The sequence below is a fragment of the Hymenobacter cheonanensis genome (genome assembly GCF_030581075.1).
GTDB lineage: Bacteria > Bacteroidota > Bacteroidia > Cytophagales > Hymenobacteraceae > Hymenobacter.
This window is the reverse complement of the sequence record NZ_JAUQSW010000012.1, coordinates 22,061-37,721: the sequence shown is the minus strand read 5'-3', so window position 1 is coordinate 37,721 and position 15,661 is coordinate 22,061. Positions and strand designations below refer to the sequence as shown.

The following is a 15,661-nucleotide window of genomic DNA, read 5'->3' as shown; positions in this document are numbered from 1 at the left end:
AAGAGAAATCCGTACCTTTGCCGGCCCAACTCGCAATTTGACCGGACATGAAACGTACCTATCAACCCTCGCAGCGCAAGCGCCGCAACAAGCACGGTTTCCGCAACCGTATGGAAACCGCTAACGGCCGCAACGTGCTGGCCCGTCGCCGCGCCAAAGGCCGCAAGCGCCTCACCGTATCGGACGAAGGCCGTCACAAGCGCTAGTACCTTAGGCTGTTAGCGCGTAGCTGATGGCGGGGGCCCTTCATTGGACCTTCGCTAGAAGGTAGCCGCATTGTTGGGGCAGGTTGTTTTCTGGCTAGGCCAGAAAACGCTGCCGCTACAATGCGGCTTCGCTATTTCCTCTATTTTCGTGAACGAGCTATCCGCCCCCGGCCCGCCGCTGCCCGCCGCCCGGCAGTACACTTTTCCTAAAGCAGAGCATTTGTGCAGTAAAAAGCGCATCGAAACGCTTTTTAACCGGCGCAATCCTTCGCTAGGGGTATATCCGCTGCGCCTTACCTGGGTGGCGGCCCTAGCGCGCACCACTGCCCCGCCCGAGGTGCTCATTACGGTGCCCAAGCGCGCCTTCAAGCGGGCCGTGGACCGCAACCGCCTCAAGCGCCTGCTGCGCGAGGCATATCGCCTCAATAAGCATCTGCTCACGGAAGCCGAAAACGGCCATCCGGTGGCGCTGCTGGGCATTCTCTACACCGGCAAAGAAAAAAGTGAGCTGCCGCTGATAGAAAAAAAATTAATTTCCGGGTTGAATCGTTTGCTGGCAGAATCCTCGGTGCAACCCGCACCGTAGTTTTTCTTATCTTCACCTAGCAACCCCGCAGGGGGCGAAGGCTATAGCGCCCCTAGCCGGGGCTGCTTCTGGCCAACGTACCATTCCTTGCTATCTTTCTGCCCGATGACAAACCGTAAAAAACTACTCGCCGTTTTGGGTCTTGGTACGCTCGGGCTGGTTAGCTTTCGGGCCGCTTCCGACAGCGACCGATACTTCGAGATTGCCAAAAACCTCGACATCTTCGCCACCTTGTTTAAGGAGGTGAACACGTACTACGTGGACGAGATTACGCCCGGCAAGCTGGTGAAAACGGGTATCGACGGCATGCTGAAATCGCTGGACCCGTACACCAACTACATTCCGGAAGACGATATTGAGGATTTCCGCACCCTCACCACCGGGCAGTACGGCGGAGTGGGGGCTTCCATTGTGAAGCGCAACGGCAAAACGGTGGTGCAAAGCGCCTACGAAGGCTACCCGGCGCAAAAGGCTGGGTTGCTGCCCGGCGATGAAATATTGACTATCAATAACATAAACGTTGATAAGAAAAGCAATTCCGACATCAACAAGCTGATGCGGGGCCAGGCCAACTCGGTGGTAAAGCTCATCGTGACGCGCTACGGCCAGGAGAAGCCCGTTGAAATCGACATCACCCGCGATAAAATTCAGGTTGATAACGTGCCGTATTACGGCATGCTAACCAATGATATTGGCTACTTCCAGCTCATCGGCTTCACGATGGATGCGGGCCGCGAGGTGCGCAACGCGGTAGTGAAGCTGAAGGAAAAGGGCGCGAAAAAAATCATCTTCGACATTCGGGATAACCCCGGCGGCCTGCTCAACGAGGCGGTGAATATCTCTAACCTCTTCGTAGACAAGGGCCTCGACGTGGTGAGCACCAAGGGCAAGGTAACGGAGTGGAACAAGACCTACAAGGCCCTCGATGTGCCGCTCGATACCCAAATGCCGATTGCCATTATCACGAGCAACCGCTCGGCGTCGGCGTCGGAAATCGTGTCGGGCGTGCTGCAGGACTACGACCGGGCCGTGCTGGTGGGCGAGCGCACGTTTGGCAAGGGCCTTGTGCAGGCCACTAGGCCCCTGAGCTACAACTCGCAGCTCAAGGTGACTACGGCCAAGTACTACATCCCTAGCGGGCGCTGTATTCAGGAAATTGACTATTCGCATCGCGGCGACGACGGGGCACTGACCAAGTTTCCGGACTCGCTGCGCACGGCCTTCAAAACCCAGGCCGGCCGCACCGTGTACGACGGCGGCGGCGTGGCGCCCGACGTGGACGTGCAGGACCGCGAAATTGCGGATATCACCCGCGTGCTCATCCAGAAGAGCTACCTCTTCGACTACGCCACCCGCTACCGCGCCGAGCACGCCACCATTGCCCCGGCCCGCGATTTCAAGCTTTCGGATGCTGACTATCAGAAGTTTGTAGCCTACCTGCAAGGTAAGAGCATCTCGTATAGTACCGATGCCGAGCGCTCGCTCACCGACCTCACCAAGAAGGTGAAGGAAGAAAAGCACTACGACGATGTAAAGCTGGAGCTAGACGCCATCAAGCGCAAAGTAGCCGCCAACAAAACCAACGACTTACAGCGCTTCAAACCCGAAATCCGCGAGCTGCTGGAAGAGGAAATTGCCTCGCGCTACTACTACGAGCGGGGTCGCACCGAAGCTGGTTTCAACGACGACCCCAATATCCAGGCCGCCGTGGCCGTGCTCAACGACCCCAACCGCTACGCCGCGCTGCTGAAGCCGGGCGGCCGGGCCGCCAGCGCTACAAAATCGGCGGGCACGAAGTAAAAAAAGAGGCGTCGTAACTGACGCCTCTATCATTTTTGTGGCAATGGATATCCGAGCTTTAGTCGGCGTTATTCAAACTAACAAATGCAAGGTTAGGATGAAAGTAAGAGGCTATTCTGCCCCTGAAGGCTGGAATGATTGGGCCATAATTCCAACCGCTGGCTACATTGAGATAAACGGCCCTTGGCCAATTCGTCAAGTAGATTGGGTAGAAATAAACCCTATTGTTACAGAGCACATAGGGCGCCTCGTGCCACCTAAGCGAATTGATAGTTCGATGCAGATTGAGGAAGGCCTACGCCAAGCAGACATATCCTACATCGTCTTGGATGGAATCATCCGTATTTCGTTCCCAGATACAGCATACTAGCGGCTATTAGCGGGAGCGGTACTTATTCGTCGTAAAAATTGCCGCGCTGCCCGAGTTTCACTACTTCAACCATCAGCACTTTGTCGGAGATGGTATACAGTATTCGGTAGTCGCCTACTCGCAGCCGGTAGCCTTCTTAACCCTTGAGTTTTTTAACCCCGGAAGGACGTGGGTCAGTTGCTAGCCCATCAATGGCCAATTGGATAGCGCCTTTTGCTTTGTCCGGAAGCTGTAGCAATTGCTTGCGGGCCGGGCGAGCCACGGTAATCTGGTAAATAACGGGTGAGCCAGCTGCCTTTTTCACGCGGCTTGGCGCTGAGAAGCGTTTTCTGCGGGGCTAGTTGCGGTGCCCATCTCAGCCTTCACTTGCTCCCATGGAACCGCGTTTTTGGGGTCAAAATCATCAGGATTAGCGGCGCGGGCGGCCTCCAGTTCCTGCAAATCCAAGGCGTCCTCGTAGTCGTCGAGCAGCTCTACGATACGCTGCTTCACCTTGCCGGGCAGCGCCCCGAAGGCGGCCAGAAAGGCTTCGGCGGTAGCTTCTACGGCCGCCGCCGTGAGCTTGGGAGTAGCGGACTTTTTGGCCATGAGCGTAAGAGCTAAGATGATACGTTAATAATACGTGCCCGCCGCCAAATACCCCTGCACGTAATCCCGAATACCCTCCTCAAGCGAGGCAAACGGCCGGTCGTAGCCAATACTGCGGAGCTTGCGCATGTCGGCCTCGGTGAAGTACTGGTAGGTGTCGCGGATATCCTCAGGCGTATCGCGAAAGCGGATATCGGCGGGCTGGCCCATTGCGGCGAACGTGTTGAGGGCCAGGTCCATGAAGGTGCGGGCCTGGCCGGTGCCGAGGTTGTAAAGACCCGAGTGCGTGCGGTGGTGCAGCAGGAAGTAGCACACTTCCACCACGTCCTTCACGTACACGAAGTCGCGCATCTGGCCGCCATCTACGTACTCGGGGTTGTGCGAGCGGAAGAGCTGCATGCTGCCGTTTTCGCGAATCTGGCGGAAGGCGTGCAGGATGACCGAGGCCATGCGGCCCTTGTGGTACTCGTTGGGACCGTAGACGTTGAAGAACTTGAGGCCGGCCCAGAAATAGGGTTTCTCTTCCTGGGCCAGCGCCCATTTATCGAAGTCGTTTTTGGAATCGCCGTAGGGGTTGAGTGGGTGCAATTGGTAAGGCAGGGCATCATCCTGGTCGGAGTAACCGAGGCGACCGTCGCCGTAGGTGGCGCCGCTGCTCGCGTACACCAACGGCAGGTTGTAGCGCACGCAAGCCTGCCACATTTGCTTGCTGTAGTTGAGGTTGAGCAAGTCGAAAATGGCGGGGTCTTGTTCGGTGGTGTCAGTGCGGGCGCCGAGGTGAAAGATAAATTCGACTTGCTCGTGGTGGGCGTCGAGCCACGGAAAAAACTCCTCGCGGTCAACGTATTCGCGCAGCTTTTTGCCTTGAATATTAGGCAGCTTTTTCTCAATGGCGAAGTTATCAACCACCACGAGGTCGTTGAAATTGGCGGCGTTGAGGCGGGAAACTAAGCAGCTGGCAATGAAGCCGGCGGCGCCGGTGACGACTATCATATAAGGTAGGGTAAGCTTTGGCTTGCCGATTGGGGTAGTACGCTTTCTGCGAACGGCAAGCTAAAGCTTATCCTACGCTCGCCAAAGGTACCCTGCCGCGTTGGTTCGGGCTACCTTTGCGGCCATGCGCGTTTCGCTCTTTCTGCCGCTAGGGCTACTTGGGTTGCTAGCCTGCCAACCTGAAAATAAGCCGGCTAGCCCGGCCGCCACCGTGCAGGTGCACGACGATTTGGGCCGGGCCCTTACGCTGCCCGCCCACCCGCGCCGGGTGCTGGCGCTAGCCCCCAGCCTCACCGAAATGCTGTACGCGGTGGCCGACACGGCTACCATAATTGCCCGCACTCAGGCCGACGACTACCCGGCCGCCGCGCTGCGCAAGCCGCTGGTGACCTCGTATCCGCTTGATTTGGAGCGCCTGGTGGCGCTGCACCCCGACGTGGTTTTTACGGTGGAAGGCATGACGCCGCCCGATGCCGCCGCGCGCCTGGGCGAGCTTGGCATCCCGGTATATTACCAGAAATACCGGCGCGTGGCCGACGTGCTGCGCGGTATCAACGATGTAGGCCGGCTGCTCGGCCGCCCGGCGCAAGCCAAGCGCCTCACCGATTCGCTGCAAGCGCAGCTAGCCCAGCTAGGGTCGGCCCCAGCCGCCACCCGGCCCACGGTGCTGGCGCTGGCCTCGGCCGACCCTATTTATGTGTACGGCCAGAACACGCTATTTACGGATGAAATCAGGCTAGCCGGCGGCCAGAATGCGGTGCGCGACACGTTTCCGCAGCCCTTCCCAGCCCTTACGCGGGAGTATATTTTGAAGCTGAACCCCGAGGTGGTGCTCGGCGGCCGCTTCGGAAAGCTGGATAGCACATTCTTCAAGAATAACCCCGAGCTGCGTCGCACCCGCGCCTACCAGCGCCGCCGGGTGTATACCACCACGCCCAACCTGCTGCAACGCCCCAGCCCGCGCATTGTGGAGGCCGTGCGTGAGCTGCAAGCCCTTTTGCGGAAGTAAGCGATGGGCCACGCGCACCCCGGCCGTTGGCTTTTGGCGGGCAGCCTGCTCACGCTGCTACTACTCGGGCTGGGGCTGCGCGTGGGCTCCTACGCCACCAATTACGCCTTTATTTTCAAGACGCTGCGGCACTACGACCCCGCCGACCCGGCCCAGCTGGTGCTGGTGCAGCTGCGGCTGCCGCGGCTGCTGCTGGCCTGGTTGGCGGGGGCTAGCCTGGCGCTGAGCGGTTATTTGCTGCAAACGCTGGTAACGAACCCGCTGGCCGACCCCTACTTGCTGGGCACAGCCTCGGGGGCGTCGCTGGGGGCCATCGTGGCGTATTTGTTTTTCCCGGCGCTCACGCTGGGCGGGCTGTATCTGCCGCCGCTGGCCGCCCTGGCGGGTGGGTTGCTGGCCACGGTGCTGGTGGTGGCCATTGGCTCGCGGCGGGGGCGGGTGCTGCCGGCGCCGCTGCTGCTGGGCGGCGTGGCAGTGGGCGCGCTGGCGGCGGCCGTGGGCTCGCTCATCACGTTTCTGAAGGCCGACCAGGGCAACTTGCAGGCGGTGGTTTTCTGGGCCTTCGGGTCGTTTGAGCGGGCTAGCTGGGCAGTGCTGGGCTACCCGGCCGCCGTGCTGGCGGGCAGCCTGGGCCTGCTGATTTTTTTGCAGAAAGACCTGAACCTGCTGCTGCTAGGCGAGGAGCGGGCGCAGGCGCTGGGCCTGCCGGTGGCGCGGCTGCGCTGGCTGCTGCTGGGGCTGGTGGCGGCGCTCACGGGTGGGGTGGTGGCCTTATGCGGGCCGGTGGGCTTTGTGGGGCTGGTGGTGCCGCACCTCACGCGGGGGCTGCTGGGCACGGCGGGGCGCCTCAATTTAGCATTTTGCGCGGTGCTGGGCGGCGGCTTCCTGCTAGCCTGCGATTTGCTGGCGCGGGTGTTGTACCCACCTGCTGGCCTGCCGGTGGGGCTAGTGACGGCCCTGCTGGGGGTGCCATTTTTTGTATCTTTGCTGCGGAAAAAGAGTTTCTAGCTCTTCGCTTTTTGCCTTTCGTGGTTGGTTTTTTGTTGTTCCTCAAACGGCAAGCCAATTGGTGAACTCCAAAAAGCGAATACCGACCAACGAAAAAAACTATGCTATACGTCAGCCGCCGCGAGCACTTTAACGCCGCCCACAAGCTCTACAACCCCGCCTGGAGCCCGGAGCGCAACGCGGAGGTTTTTGGCCCCTGCGCCAACGAAAACTGGCACGGCCACAACTACGAGATGATAGTGACCGTGAAGGGCCAGCCCGACCCCGACACCGGCTTCGTGGTCGACCTCAAGGCCCTCAGCGACCTCATCCGCACACACATCACCGAGCAGGTAGACCACAAAAACCTTAACCTCGACGTGCCCTTCCTGAAGGGCCAGCTCGCCAGCACCGAAAACCTGGCCGTGGCTTTCTGGCAGATTTTGCAGCGCGAGCTGCCGGCCATTACCCCGGCCCAGCTGCACTGCATCAAGATTTACGAAACGCCCCGCAACGCGGTGGAATACTTCGGTTAATTATGAATTATAAATTATGAATTATGAATTGAGCCAGCTGCTTCGGTAGCGGCTTGAGAATCAATTCATAATTCATAATTCCCAATTCATAATTAAAAAATGAAATACTACCTGATAGCCGGCGAGCGCTCCGGCGACACCCACGCCGCCCACCTCGTGCGCGAGCTGAACAGCCAGGACCCGGCCGCCGATTTTCGCTTCTGGGGCGGCGACCAGATGGAGGCCGAGGGCGGCCACCTCGTGCGCCACTACCGCGAGCTGGCCGTGATGGGCTTCTGGGAAACGGCCACCAGCCTGCTCAAATTTCGGGGCTTTCTCAAAGAATGCCAGCGTGATATACTCGCCTACCGGCCCGATGTGCTGATACTTGTCGACTACGGCGGGTTTAACCTGCGTATGGCGGCCTGGGCCAAAACGCAGGGCATCCGGGTGTTTTACTACATCTCGCCCAAAATCTGGGCCTGGAACCAGAGCCGGGTCGAGAAGATTAAGGCCTTGGTAGATAAGATGTTCGTCATCCTGCCCTTCGAGTCGGAGTTCTACCAGCGCTTCGAGTATAAGGTCGATTACATTGGCAACCCCACGGCCGATGAGGTAGCCGCCTTCCGGCCCGACCCTGATTTTATGACCCAGCACGGGCTCGACCCCGAGCGCAGGATTATTGCCGTGCTGCCGGGCTCGCGCAAGCAGGAAATCGAGGAGATGCTGCACGAGATGCTGGCCGTGCTGCCCGCGTTTCAGGAGTACCAGTTTGTGGTGGCCGGCGTGAGCAACCTCGACCGCGCCTACTACGCGCACTTCGAGCGCAACGGCATCAAGCTCGTCTTCGACCAGGCCTACGACCTGCTGAGCCGGGCCAGCGCGGCCCTCGTGACCAGCGGCACGGCCACCCTCGAAACGGCACTTTTTGGCGTGCCGCAGGTGGTGTGCTACCGCACCAGCGGCCTCACCTACATGATTGGCAAGGCCGTGATTAAGGTGCCCTACATCTCGCTCGTCAACCTCATCGTGGGCCGCACGGTGGTGGAGGAGTTTATTCAGGGCGACTTCACGGCCCGCAACCTGCTCGACGAACTCAAGCGCCTGCTCACCGACGAGGCCTACATTGCCAAGCAAAAAGCCGGCTACGAAGAGCTGCGCCAAAAGCTGGGCCAGCACAACGCCGCCCGTCAGGCCGCCGCGCTGATGATTAACTATTTAGGTTTAGGCGAAAAGCAAGTTACTGCTTAATCGGAAAGCAAGTAGGCCAGTGCGCTGAGCGCGTGAACATTTGGGCCGGCTTGGTTATTTAGGTAACCAGGCCGGCCCGCTTAGTTGGCGGCTAGCCTCCCTTTATGCTGCCCCTCCCGACCTACTCCCAGGCCAGCGCCGAGCGCACCACCGTGCAGCGCGTGGTGGGCTCGGTGCTGGCCCGCGACACCGATTTGCTGGCCATCGAGGCGCCGCTCGAAATCAGCCTCGAATACGGCCCTAGCGGCCAGCGCCAAACCCAGACCCTGGCCGTGACCATGCGCACGCCCGGCCACGACGCCGAGCTGGTGGCGGGCTTCCTGCTGAGCGAGGGCATCATCAGCGGCCCGGCCGATATCGAGGGGCTGGCCCACCACGCCGACCCGCGCCGGCCCAAGGAGCGCGGCAACGTGCTGCGCGCCGCGCTAGCCCCCCACGTGGTGCTGGAGCTGGGCCGGCTGGAGCGCCATTTCTACACCACCTCCAGCTGCGGGGTGTGCGGCAAAACCAGCATCGACGCGGTGAAGGCGACCAGCTGCCCCGCGCCCCCGCCCGCCGACAGCCCGCGGGTGCCGGCCAGCCTCATTCACCAGTTGCCCCAGCGGCAGCGGGCGGCCCAGGCAGTATTTGAGCAAACGGGCGGCCTGCACGCCACGGCGCTCTTCTCCGCCGAATGCGAGCTGCTGCTGCTGCGCGAAGACGTGGGCCGCCACAATGCCTTCGACAAAGTAGTGGGCGCCGCGCTGCTGGCCGGCCAGCTGCCGCTAGGCCAGCACATTGTATTATTGAGCGGCCGGGCCAGCTTCGAGCTGGTGCAGAAAGCTGCGCTGGCCGGCGTGGCCATTCTGGCCGCCGTGGGCGCGCCGAGCAGCCTGGCCGTGGAGGCCGCCGAAGAGTTTGGCCTTACGCTGCTGGGCTTTGTGCGCCAGGAGCGCTTCAATATCTACACCCACGAATCACGGATTACACGGATTTAAGCGGATTGCACAGATTTTGTGTACGCTGGCTATCAACCGGCTAGCAAAGCCACCCTATGCAGCCTAAATAACTACGGAACGCTAACCATGCTGGCAAAACTGGGCAGCGCGCCCACGTAGAGATGCAGCCTAAATAATTAATAATTACGGAACGCCAACGGCCAACAATCAGGTAGTAGCCAAGCAAATACAGCGTAGCCGGCGCTCACAAAATCCGCGCAATCCGTTTAAATCCGTGTAATCCGTGATTTATGAAATTGAGACTGGAAGAAAATTCCCTGCGCCTGCGGCTGTCGGAGGCGGAAGTGCAGCAGTTTGCCGCCACCGGCCGGGTGGCCTACACCATCGCCTTCGGCTCCGCGCCGGGGCAAACGCTGGTGTACGCTCTGGAGCGCCTGCCGGCCGCCAGCCCCGCCACCAGCGTGCAGGTGCGCTACGAAGCCGGCGCGCTGGCCGTAGAGGTGCCCGCGGCCGTGGCCCGGCACTGGACTGATACCGAAAACATTGGCTTCAAAGGTCAGGTTCTGGTAGCAGAAGGCCAGGAATTACGTATTCTGGTTGAAAAAGACCTCGACTGCCGACATTAGCCCACCCAACTGCCCGCGGGCGCGGGTAGGGGCTAGCCCCGGCACTCCTTTGCGCTAGTCATTCCCACCTTTTTTAGTATGCATCCTATGGAAGAGTCACCCATCGCCGACCCTGGCAAAGCCGGCAAATCTGAGCAGCAGGGCGCCCAGGACAACAAGCCGAAGAGCGGCGAGCGCTCGGAGCAGGGCACGGCCCCGGCGCCCGACCACTACAAGCCCGACCCGCAGAATGAGCGCGACCAGCGTCACATTCCGGCCCCCGACAACCTGGGTGCCAAGTTTCAGTACCCCGTGCTGGCCCAGCCCACCGAGGAGTTTACGGGCCTGAAGCTGGAGAAACGCATGAAAATCGCGGCCGGCGTGCAGGCCGTCATCAAGTCGATGGAGTTCAACTGGGGCGAGGCGGGCCTTACGCGGGGCACCCACGGCTTGCTCAAGATGAACCAGAAAGACGGCTTCGACTGCTCGAGCTGCGCCTGGCCCGACCCCGACGACCACCGCTCGGTGGCCGAGTTTTGCGAGAACGGCGCCAAGGCTACGGCCTCCGATGCCGACGACAAGGCCTGCGGCCCCGAGGTATTTGCCAAGTATAGCCTGGCCGACCTCTCGCACCTGAGCGACCGCGACCAGAACAACCTGGGCCGCCTCACGCACCCCATGGTGAAGCGCCCCGGCGGCACGCACTACGAGCCCATCGAGTGGCCGGAGGCGTTCGAGATTATCGGCCGCGAGCTGAACGCCCTGAAGTCGCCCCACGAGGCGGCGTTTTACACCTCGGGTAAGGTGCCCAACGAGCCGGCGTTCCTGTTTCAATTGTTTGCCAAGCAGTTCGGCACCAACAACCTGCCCGACTGCTCCAACATGTGCCACGAAAGCAGCGGCGCGGCCCTCAGCCCCACGCTAGGGCTGGGCAAGGGCTCGGTCACGCTCAACGACATTCACGAAGCCGAGGTGATTCTCATCATCGGCCAGAACCCCGGCACCAACCACCCGCGCATGCTCACGGCCCTGCAAAAGGCCAAGCGCAACGGGGCTAAAATCATCAGCGTGAACCCGTTGATTGAGGCCGGCCTGAACCACTTCAAAAATCCGCAGGATTTTATGAACCCGGTGCGGGCGCTGGGGGCGCTGCTCGGCGACGGCACCCAGATTACCGACCTCTTCCTGCAAGTGCGGGTAGATGGCGATATGGCCCTGCTGCGCGGCATTATGAAGCACCTGTTTGAGGCCGAGGACCGCAACCCCGGCCAGGTCGTCGACCATGCTTTTGTCAAGGAGTTTACCACCGGCTTCGAGTCGTTTGAGCAGAATATTCGCGCTACGAGCTGGGAGGATATTGAGCAGCTCAGCGGTATCAGCCGGGCCTTGCTGCTGGAGGCGGCTAACATCATCGCCACCAAGCAGAAAATCATCACCTGCTGGGCTATGGGCGTAACGCAGCAGCGCCAGGGCGTGCAAACCATTCAGGAGATTGTGAACCTGCAACTGATGAAAGGCGCTATTGGCAAGCCCGGCGCGGGCACCTGCCCGGTGCGCGGCCACTCCAACGTGCAGGGCGACCGCACGATGGGTGTATGGGAGCAGCCGACCAAAGTATTCCAGGATTCGCTGGGCAAGGAGTTCAACTTTAAGCCGCCCTACGAGCACGGCTACGATACGGTGGAGGCCATCAAGGCCATGTACCACGGCGATTTGAAAGTGTACTTCGGGCTAGGGGGCAACCTGCTGGCCGCCGGCCCCGACACCGAGCTGATTGCCGAAGGCATGCGCCGCCAGAACCTGACCGTGTACGTGGGCACCAAGCTCAACCGCGGCCACCTCACCACCGGCAAAACCAGCCTGCTGCTGCCCTGCTTCACGCACGCCGACATCGACATGCAGAAGAGCGGCCACCAGATGACCTCGTGCGAAAACTCGATGGGTGTGGTGAGCCAGAATAAAGGTGTGCTTGTGCCGCTGCCCGGCAACCAGATGATGAGCGAAGTGGCCATCCTGGCCGGTGTAGCCATTGCCACGCTAGGCCCCGACCGCACCAACGTGGCCGACTGGGTAGCCATGACGGAAAACTACGACGTGATTCGCGACCACATTTCGCACGTTATTCCGGGCTTCGAGAAGTTCAACGAGCAGCTGCGCAAGCCCGGCGGCTTCTACCTGCCCAACGGCCCCCGCGAGCGCAAGTTCACGACCCACAACGGCATGGCCAACTTCACCACTACCGAGCTTGAGAAGTACACCGTGGAGCCCGACCAGCTCATCCTGATGACGGTGCGCAGCCACGACCAGTTCAACACGACCATCTACGACTACAACGACCGCTACCGGGGCATTCATGGCGAGCGCCGGGTGCTGTTTATGAACAAGGAGGACATTGCCGCGCGCGGCCTCAAGGCCAAGGACCTCATCGACATCACGAGCCATTTTGAGGGGGAGCAGCGCACGGTAGAGAAGTTTATCGTGGTGCCCTACGACATTCCGAAGGGCAACGTGTCGGCCTACTTCCCGGAGGCTAACCCGCTGGTGCCCATCTCCAGCGTGGCCAAAACGAGCAATACGCCCACCTCAAAATATGTGGTAGTAACGGTGGCGCCTACCAAGGCCGGCCAGGCCCCGCAGGCCCGGAAGCAGCGCCAGCAGGCGGTGCCGGCCTAGCCACTCAAGTGCTTAAAAAAGCCCCTGGCACCCTAGCCAGGGGCTTTTTCTTTCCCAACCAATTGCTTCCGGCAGCAGTAAAAGCGCAGCTATAGCTACTGAGCAAAATAATGCTCCTGGCTGGCTTGCCGGGCCAACTGCTGGCTCTACCTTGCAGCAGCTTATTTTCTACTAACCCACCCATTCACAAAGTTTTCACTTTCTTCTTTCACCTATGGCCGATTCTTCCTCCGCTGGGCTGCTTGACCGCAGCCGTACTATTGCGCCGCCCGGCTACAACCGCTGGCTGGTGCCGCCGGCCGCGCTGGCTATTCACCTGGCCATTGGGCAGGCGTATGCTTTCAGCGTATTTAACAAGCCGCTGGGCTCGCTTATCAGCGGCGACCCGGCCCACCCGGCGCCCACCGACTGGACGCCCGGCCAGATTGGCTGGACGTTCTCCATCGCCATTGTGCTGCTGGGCTTGTCGGCCGCCATTTTTGGCAAGTGGCTCGAGCGAGTGGGGCCGCGCAAGGCCATGCTGGCCGCGTCGCTGTGCTTCGGCGGCGGCTTTCTGATTGGCTCGCTAGGGGTGCACCTACACAGCCTGCCGCTGCTGTATTTCGGCTACGGCTTTGTGGGCGGCATCGGCCTGGGCATCGGCTACATTTCGCCGGTGAGCACGTTGATTAAGTGGTTTCCCGACCGCAAGGGCGTCGCTACGGGCATGGCCATCATGGGTTTTGGGGGCGGTGCCATGATTGGCTCGCCGCTGGCCGTTGCCCTGATGAACCACTTTAAAGGCTCGGCGCCGCAGGGCGTAGCGCCCACGTTCATTGCAATGGGCATCATTTATATGCTGTTCATGCAGTTTGGCGTCTGGACCATCCGTGTGCCGGCCGACGACTGGAAGCCCGCCGGCTATGTGTCCAACGAGCAGCACAACGCGCTCATCACGACGGGCAACGTATCGGCCGATAACGCCATCAAAACGCCACAGTTCTGGCTGCTGTGGGTAGTACTGCTTTGCAACGTAACGGCCGGCATTGGCGTGCTCGAAACGGCCTCGCCGCTCATTCAGGCCGTTATTTCCGGCACCGCGAAAGGCAAGGGAATGGATACGGCGGCGCTCGCGGCAGCTGGCGCCGGCTTCGTTGGCTTGCTCAGCTTGTTCAATTTGCTGGGTCGCTTTTTCTGGTCATCCGCTTCGGACAAGCTGGGTCGCAAGCCTATCTACCTCGTCTATTTTGGCTTGGGAGTAATTCTCTACGCCTTGGCTCCGACGCTCGGTCTCAACGGGCAACTCACCCTGTTCGTGGTCGTGGCCTGCGTAATTATCAGCATGTACGGCGGCGGTTTCTCCACTGCCCCGGCTTACCTGTCCGACCTGTTTGGCAAGTACCAAGTAGGCGCCATCCACGGGCGCCTGCTCACGGCCTGGAGCACAGCCGGCGTGCTGGGGCCGCTCATCGTGCACAGCTTGTCGGAGGGCCGTAAGGCCGCCGGCTTCACGGGCGCTTCGGCATACCAAACGGTGTTTTACACGATGGCGGGCCTACTGGCCGTCGGCTTCCTGGCCGACCTGGCCGTGACGGCCGTAAACGAGAAGTACCAGGAAAAAGGCCCCGTAGTTGCCGAAGCCGGCGGCCATTGAGCACCGTTTTTCACTTCCTAATTTTTCTATTAAGATGAATCCGCAATCAACTCCAAATGCTGCCGTTGCTCCCGAGGCAGCCAGCGGCGGCTCCACGGTGCTAGCCTGGCTGTACGTGGGTATCCCCCTGGCCTGGGGCGTGTCGCAAACCTTCCTGAAGGCGCTGACGCTGTTTAAGTAAGCTTGCCAGCGCAAGCAAAAAGCCGCTCGTTTCTTCGTGAAGCGAGCGGCTTTTTCGTGAGTTGTTCTCTTGCAGTTAGCTAGCCCCGATATCGCCACACCGGCCACGCCGTACCGGCCGCAAACTGCGTTTGCCCTGCCGCCAGCTCCAGCAGCCCGTCGGCGGCCAGCAAGCCCGCTAGGTCGCCCGAGCCGGCGGTGGGGGCGGGGTGAGCCAGCAGGCGGCCATCGGGAGCGCTTTCAAGGCGCACGGCCAGGAAATACGTGAGCGCGGGCTTGAACTCGACTGGGCTGGCCAGCTCGGCAACTACCGGCTGCCTAGCCCCGGCGGGCAGGCCCTGGCACTGGCGCAGCCAGGGCTGCACGTAGCGGTAGTAGTTGGCAAACGTGGCCACCGGATTGCCGGGCAGCGCAAAAATCACCGCTCCGCCGAGCACTTGCCCAAACCAAAACGGCTGCCCCGGCCGCTGGGCCACCCGGTGGAAAATCTCCGTCACGCCCACCTCGCGCAGCGCTTGCGGCAGAAAGTCGGCCTGGCCCTTCGACACGCCGCCGCTCAGCAGCACCGCGTCGAAGCCGGCCAGCAGCGCGGGCAGTTCTGCTTTAAGGTTAGCTAGGTCATCTATTAAATGAAATTCCTGGCTTTCGCAGCCGGCCAGGGCTAGCGCGGCGCACAGCATGGGGCCGTTGGAGCGCCGAATCTGGTGGGGCAGGGGCGTGGCTTCGATGTCCACAATCTCGTCGCCAGTGCTCACCACGGCCAAGCGCGGGCGGCGCGTCACGGCCAGGGTAGCGGCGCCCACGGTGGCGGCCACGGCTATTTCGGCGGGGCTTAATAGCAGGCCGGGGGCTAGCAGCTGGGTGCCGGCCGGCTGGTCGCTGCCCTGGGCGTGCACGTTGTGGCCCGGGCGCGGCGGGGGCACCCGCACGGTAGCCTGCCGGCTGGGGGCGTCGCTAAAATCCAGGTCTTCGTAGCGAATAACGGTATCGGTGCCGGGCGGTAGCACCGCGCCGGTCATGATTTCCACGGCCGCCTGCGGGCTAGCCAGCGGCACGGGCACGGCGCCGGCCAGTTGGGTGCGCTCGATGGGAAACGTGGTTTGCCCCGCCGCTAGGCTGCTGTAGCGCAGCGCAATGCCGTCCATCGTCACGCGTGGGTAGGGCGGAAAATCGCGGTCGGCCACTACAGTTTGGCGCAGCACGCGGCCCACGGCCAGGGCCAGCGGCACAGTTTCGATGGGTAGCAGGTGGGCGGTAGCCAGCACCTGACGGGTGGCATCTTCGACGGAAAGCACGTAGGAGGGAAAGAAAAAGGACGACTGACAAG

At 61.2% G+C, this 15,661-nt stretch carries 16 protein-coding genes; 13 read left to right on the top strand and 3 right to left on the bottom strand.

Going from position 1 to position 15,661, the window contains the following annotated elements:
- Positions 1-47 precede the first annotated feature (47 nt).
- From rpmH to Q5H89_RS23335, 4 genes are all read left to right on the top strand, one after another.
- On the top strand, positions 48-206 hold the full coding sequence (gene rpmH / locus Q5H89_RS19385) for a 50S ribosomal protein L34 (RefSeq protein WP_068337113.1): 159 nt from the start codon (positions 48-50) through the stop codon (positions 204-206).
- A 148-nt stretch (positions 207-354) separates the two neighbouring features.
- The gene (locus tag Q5H89_RS19380; protein WP_305021003.1) at positions 355-792 is read left to right on the top strand and encodes a ribonuclease P protein component; all 438 of its coding nucleotides are present in this window, start codon (positions 355-357) and stop codon (positions 790-792) included.
- Positions 793-897: 105 nt separating this feature from the next.
- A complete protein-coding gene (locus tag Q5H89_RS19375; protein ID WP_305021002.1) occupies positions 898-2,592 on the top strand; it encodes a S41 family peptidase in 1,695 nt (564 codons plus the stop codon).
- A gap of 43 nt (positions 2,593-2,635) precedes the next feature.
- Positions 2,636-2,962: a DUF6678 family protein gene (locus tag Q5H89_RS23335; RefSeq protein ID WP_369810683.1), complete on the top strand. Its 327-nt coding sequence runs from the start codon at positions 2,636-2,638 to the stop codon at positions 2,960-2,962.
- A 300-nt stretch (positions 2,963-3,262) separates the two neighbouring features.
- On the opposite strand, the gene Q5H89_RS19370 is transcribed toward Q5H89_RS23335, so the two are convergent.
- Both Q5H89_RS19370 and rfaD read right to left on the bottom strand, forming a co-directional pair.
- Positions 3,263-3,550 (bottom strand): hypothetical protein, encoded by a 288-nt coding sequence (locus Q5H89_RS19370; RefSeq protein ID WP_305021001.1) that lies wholly within the window; start codon positions 3,548-3,550, stop codon positions 3,263-3,265.
- 24 nt (positions 3,551-3,574) lie between these two features.
- Entirely contained in the window at positions 3,575-4,543 is a 969-nt protein-coding gene (gene rfaD, locus Q5H89_RS19365; protein WP_305021000.1) for an ADP-glyceromanno-heptose 6-epimerase, read from the bottom strand.
- Between the two features lie 124 nt (positions 4,544-4,667).
- Here rfaD and Q5H89_RS19360 point away from each other — a divergent pair, with 124 nt between their 5' ends.
- The 9 genes from Q5H89_RS19360 to Q5H89_RS19320 all read left to right on the top strand — a co-directional run bounded on the left by Q5H89_RS19360 (position 4,668) and on the right by Q5H89_RS19320 (position 14,335).
- Positions 4,668-5,552 (top strand): ABC transporter substrate-binding protein, encoded by an 885-nt coding sequence (locus Q5H89_RS19360; RefSeq protein ID WP_305020999.1) that lies wholly within the window; start codon positions 4,668-4,670, stop codon positions 5,550-5,552.
- A gap of 3 nt (positions 5,553-5,555) precedes the next feature.
- Positions 5,556-6,560, top strand: coding sequence for a FecCD family ABC transporter permease (locus tag Q5H89_RS19355; RefSeq protein ID WP_305020998.1), 1,005 nt, complete (start codon positions 5,556-5,558; stop codon positions 6,558-6,560).
- A 101-nt stretch (positions 6,561-6,661) separates the two neighbouring features.
- Positions 6,662-7,075 (top strand): 6-pyruvoyl trahydropterin synthase family protein, encoded by a 414-nt coding sequence (locus Q5H89_RS19350; protein ID WP_208132835.1) that lies wholly within the window; start codon positions 6,662-6,664, stop codon positions 7,073-7,075.
- A gap of 99 nt (positions 7,076-7,174) precedes the next feature.
- Entirely contained in the window at positions 7,175-8,305 is a 1,131-nt protein-coding gene (lpxB, locus tag Q5H89_RS19345; RefSeq protein WP_305020997.1) for a lipid-A-disaccharide synthase, read from the top strand.
- Between the two features lie 104 nt (positions 8,306-8,409).
- On the top strand, positions 8,410-9,282 hold the full coding sequence (fdhD, locus tag Q5H89_RS19340; protein ID WP_305020996.1) for a formate dehydrogenase accessory sulfurtransferase FdhD: 873 nt from the start codon (positions 8,410-8,412) through the stop codon (positions 9,280-9,282).
- Between the two features lie 251 nt (positions 9,283-9,533).
- On the top strand, positions 9,534-9,869 hold the full coding sequence (locus tag Q5H89_RS19335; RefSeq protein ID WP_305020995.1) for a DUF7009 family protein: 336 nt from the start codon (positions 9,534-9,536) through the stop codon (positions 9,867-9,869).
- A gap of 87 nt (positions 9,870-9,956) precedes the next feature.
- Positions 9,957-12,521 (top strand): FdhF/YdeP family oxidoreductase, encoded by a 2,565-nt coding sequence (locus tag Q5H89_RS19330; protein ID WP_305021137.1) that lies wholly within the window; start codon positions 9,957-9,959, stop codon positions 12,519-12,521.
- 214 nt (positions 12,522-12,735) lie between these two features.
- The gene (locus Q5H89_RS19325) at positions 12,736-14,154 is read left to right on the top strand and encodes an OFA family MFS transporter (RefSeq protein ID WP_305020994.1); all 1,419 of its coding nucleotides are present in this window, start codon (positions 12,736-12,738) and stop codon (positions 14,152-14,154) included.
- A gap of 34 nt (positions 14,155-14,188) precedes the next feature.
- The gene (locus tag Q5H89_RS19320) at positions 14,189-14,335 is read left to right on the top strand and encodes an MFS transporter small subunit (protein WP_305020993.1); all 147 of its coding nucleotides are present in this window, start codon (positions 14,189-14,191) and stop codon (positions 14,333-14,335) included.
- Positions 14,336-14,414: 79 nt separating this feature from the next.
- Here Q5H89_RS19320 and Q5H89_RS19315 read toward each other — a convergent pair whose 3' ends face one another.
- Positions 14,415-15,629, bottom strand: a complete 1,215-nt coding sequence (locus Q5H89_RS19315) for a molybdopterin molybdotransferase MoeA (protein ID WP_305020992.1) — start codon at positions 15,627-15,629, stop codon at positions 14,415-14,417.
- Between the last annotated feature and the right edge of the window lie 32 nt (positions 15,630-15,661).

Excerpts from the sequence above, each read along its gene's own strand:
- lpxB (WP_305020997.1), top strand. The coding sequence starts at position 7,175 with ATGAAATACTACCTGATAGCCGGCGAGCGCTCCGGCGACACCCACGCC.
- rpmH (WP_068337113.1), top strand. The coding sequence starts at position 48 with ATGAAACGTACCTATCAACCCTCGCAGCGCAAGCGCCGCAACAAGCAC.
- Q5H89_RS19370 (WP_305021001.1), bottom strand. The coding sequence starts at position 3,550 with ATGGCCAAAAAGTCCGCTACTCCCAAGCTCACGGCGGCGGCCGTAGAA.
- Q5H89_RS19355 (WP_305020998.1), top strand. The coding sequence starts at position 5,556 with ATGGGCCACGCGCACCCCGGCCGTTGGCTTTTGGCGGGCAGCCTGCTC.
- Q5H89_RS19350 (WP_208132835.1), top strand. The coding sequence starts at position 6,662 with ATGCTATACGTCAGCCGCCGCGAGCACTTTAACGCCGCCCACAAGCTC.
- fdhD (WP_305020996.1), top strand. The coding sequence starts at position 8,410 with ATGCTGCCCCTCCCGACCTACTCCCAGGCCAGCGCCGAGCGCACCACC.
- Q5H89_RS19375 (WP_305021002.1), top strand. The coding sequence starts at position 898 with ATGACAAACCGTAAAAAACTACTCGCCGTTTTGGGTCTTGGTACGCTC.
- rfaD (WP_305021000.1), bottom strand. The coding sequence starts at position 4,543 with ATGATAGTCGTCACCGGCGCCGCCGGCTTCATTGCCAGCTGCTTAGTT.
- Q5H89_RS23335 (WP_369810683.1), top strand. The coding sequence starts at position 2,636 with ATGGATATCCGAGCTTTAGTCGGCGTTATTCAAACTAACAAATGCAAG.
- Q5H89_RS19360 (WP_305020999.1), top strand. The coding sequence starts at position 4,668 with ATGCGCGTTTCGCTCTTTCTGCCGCTAGGGCTACTTGGGTTGCTAGCC.
- Q5H89_RS19320 (WP_305020993.1), top strand. The coding sequence starts at position 14,189 with ATGAATCCGCAATCAACTCCAAATGCTGCCGTTGCTCCCGAGGCAGCC.
- Q5H89_RS19330 (WP_305021137.1), top strand. The coding sequence starts at position 9,957 with ATGGAAGAGTCACCCATCGCCGACCCTGGCAAAGCCGGCAAATCTGAG.
- Q5H89_RS19335 (WP_305020995.1), top strand. The coding sequence starts at position 9,534 with ATGAAATTGAGACTGGAAGAAAATTCCCTGCGCCTGCGGCTGTCGGAG.
- Q5H89_RS19325 (WP_305020994.1), top strand. The coding sequence starts at position 12,736 with ATGGCCGATTCTTCCTCCGCTGGGCTGCTTGACCGCAGCCGTACTATT.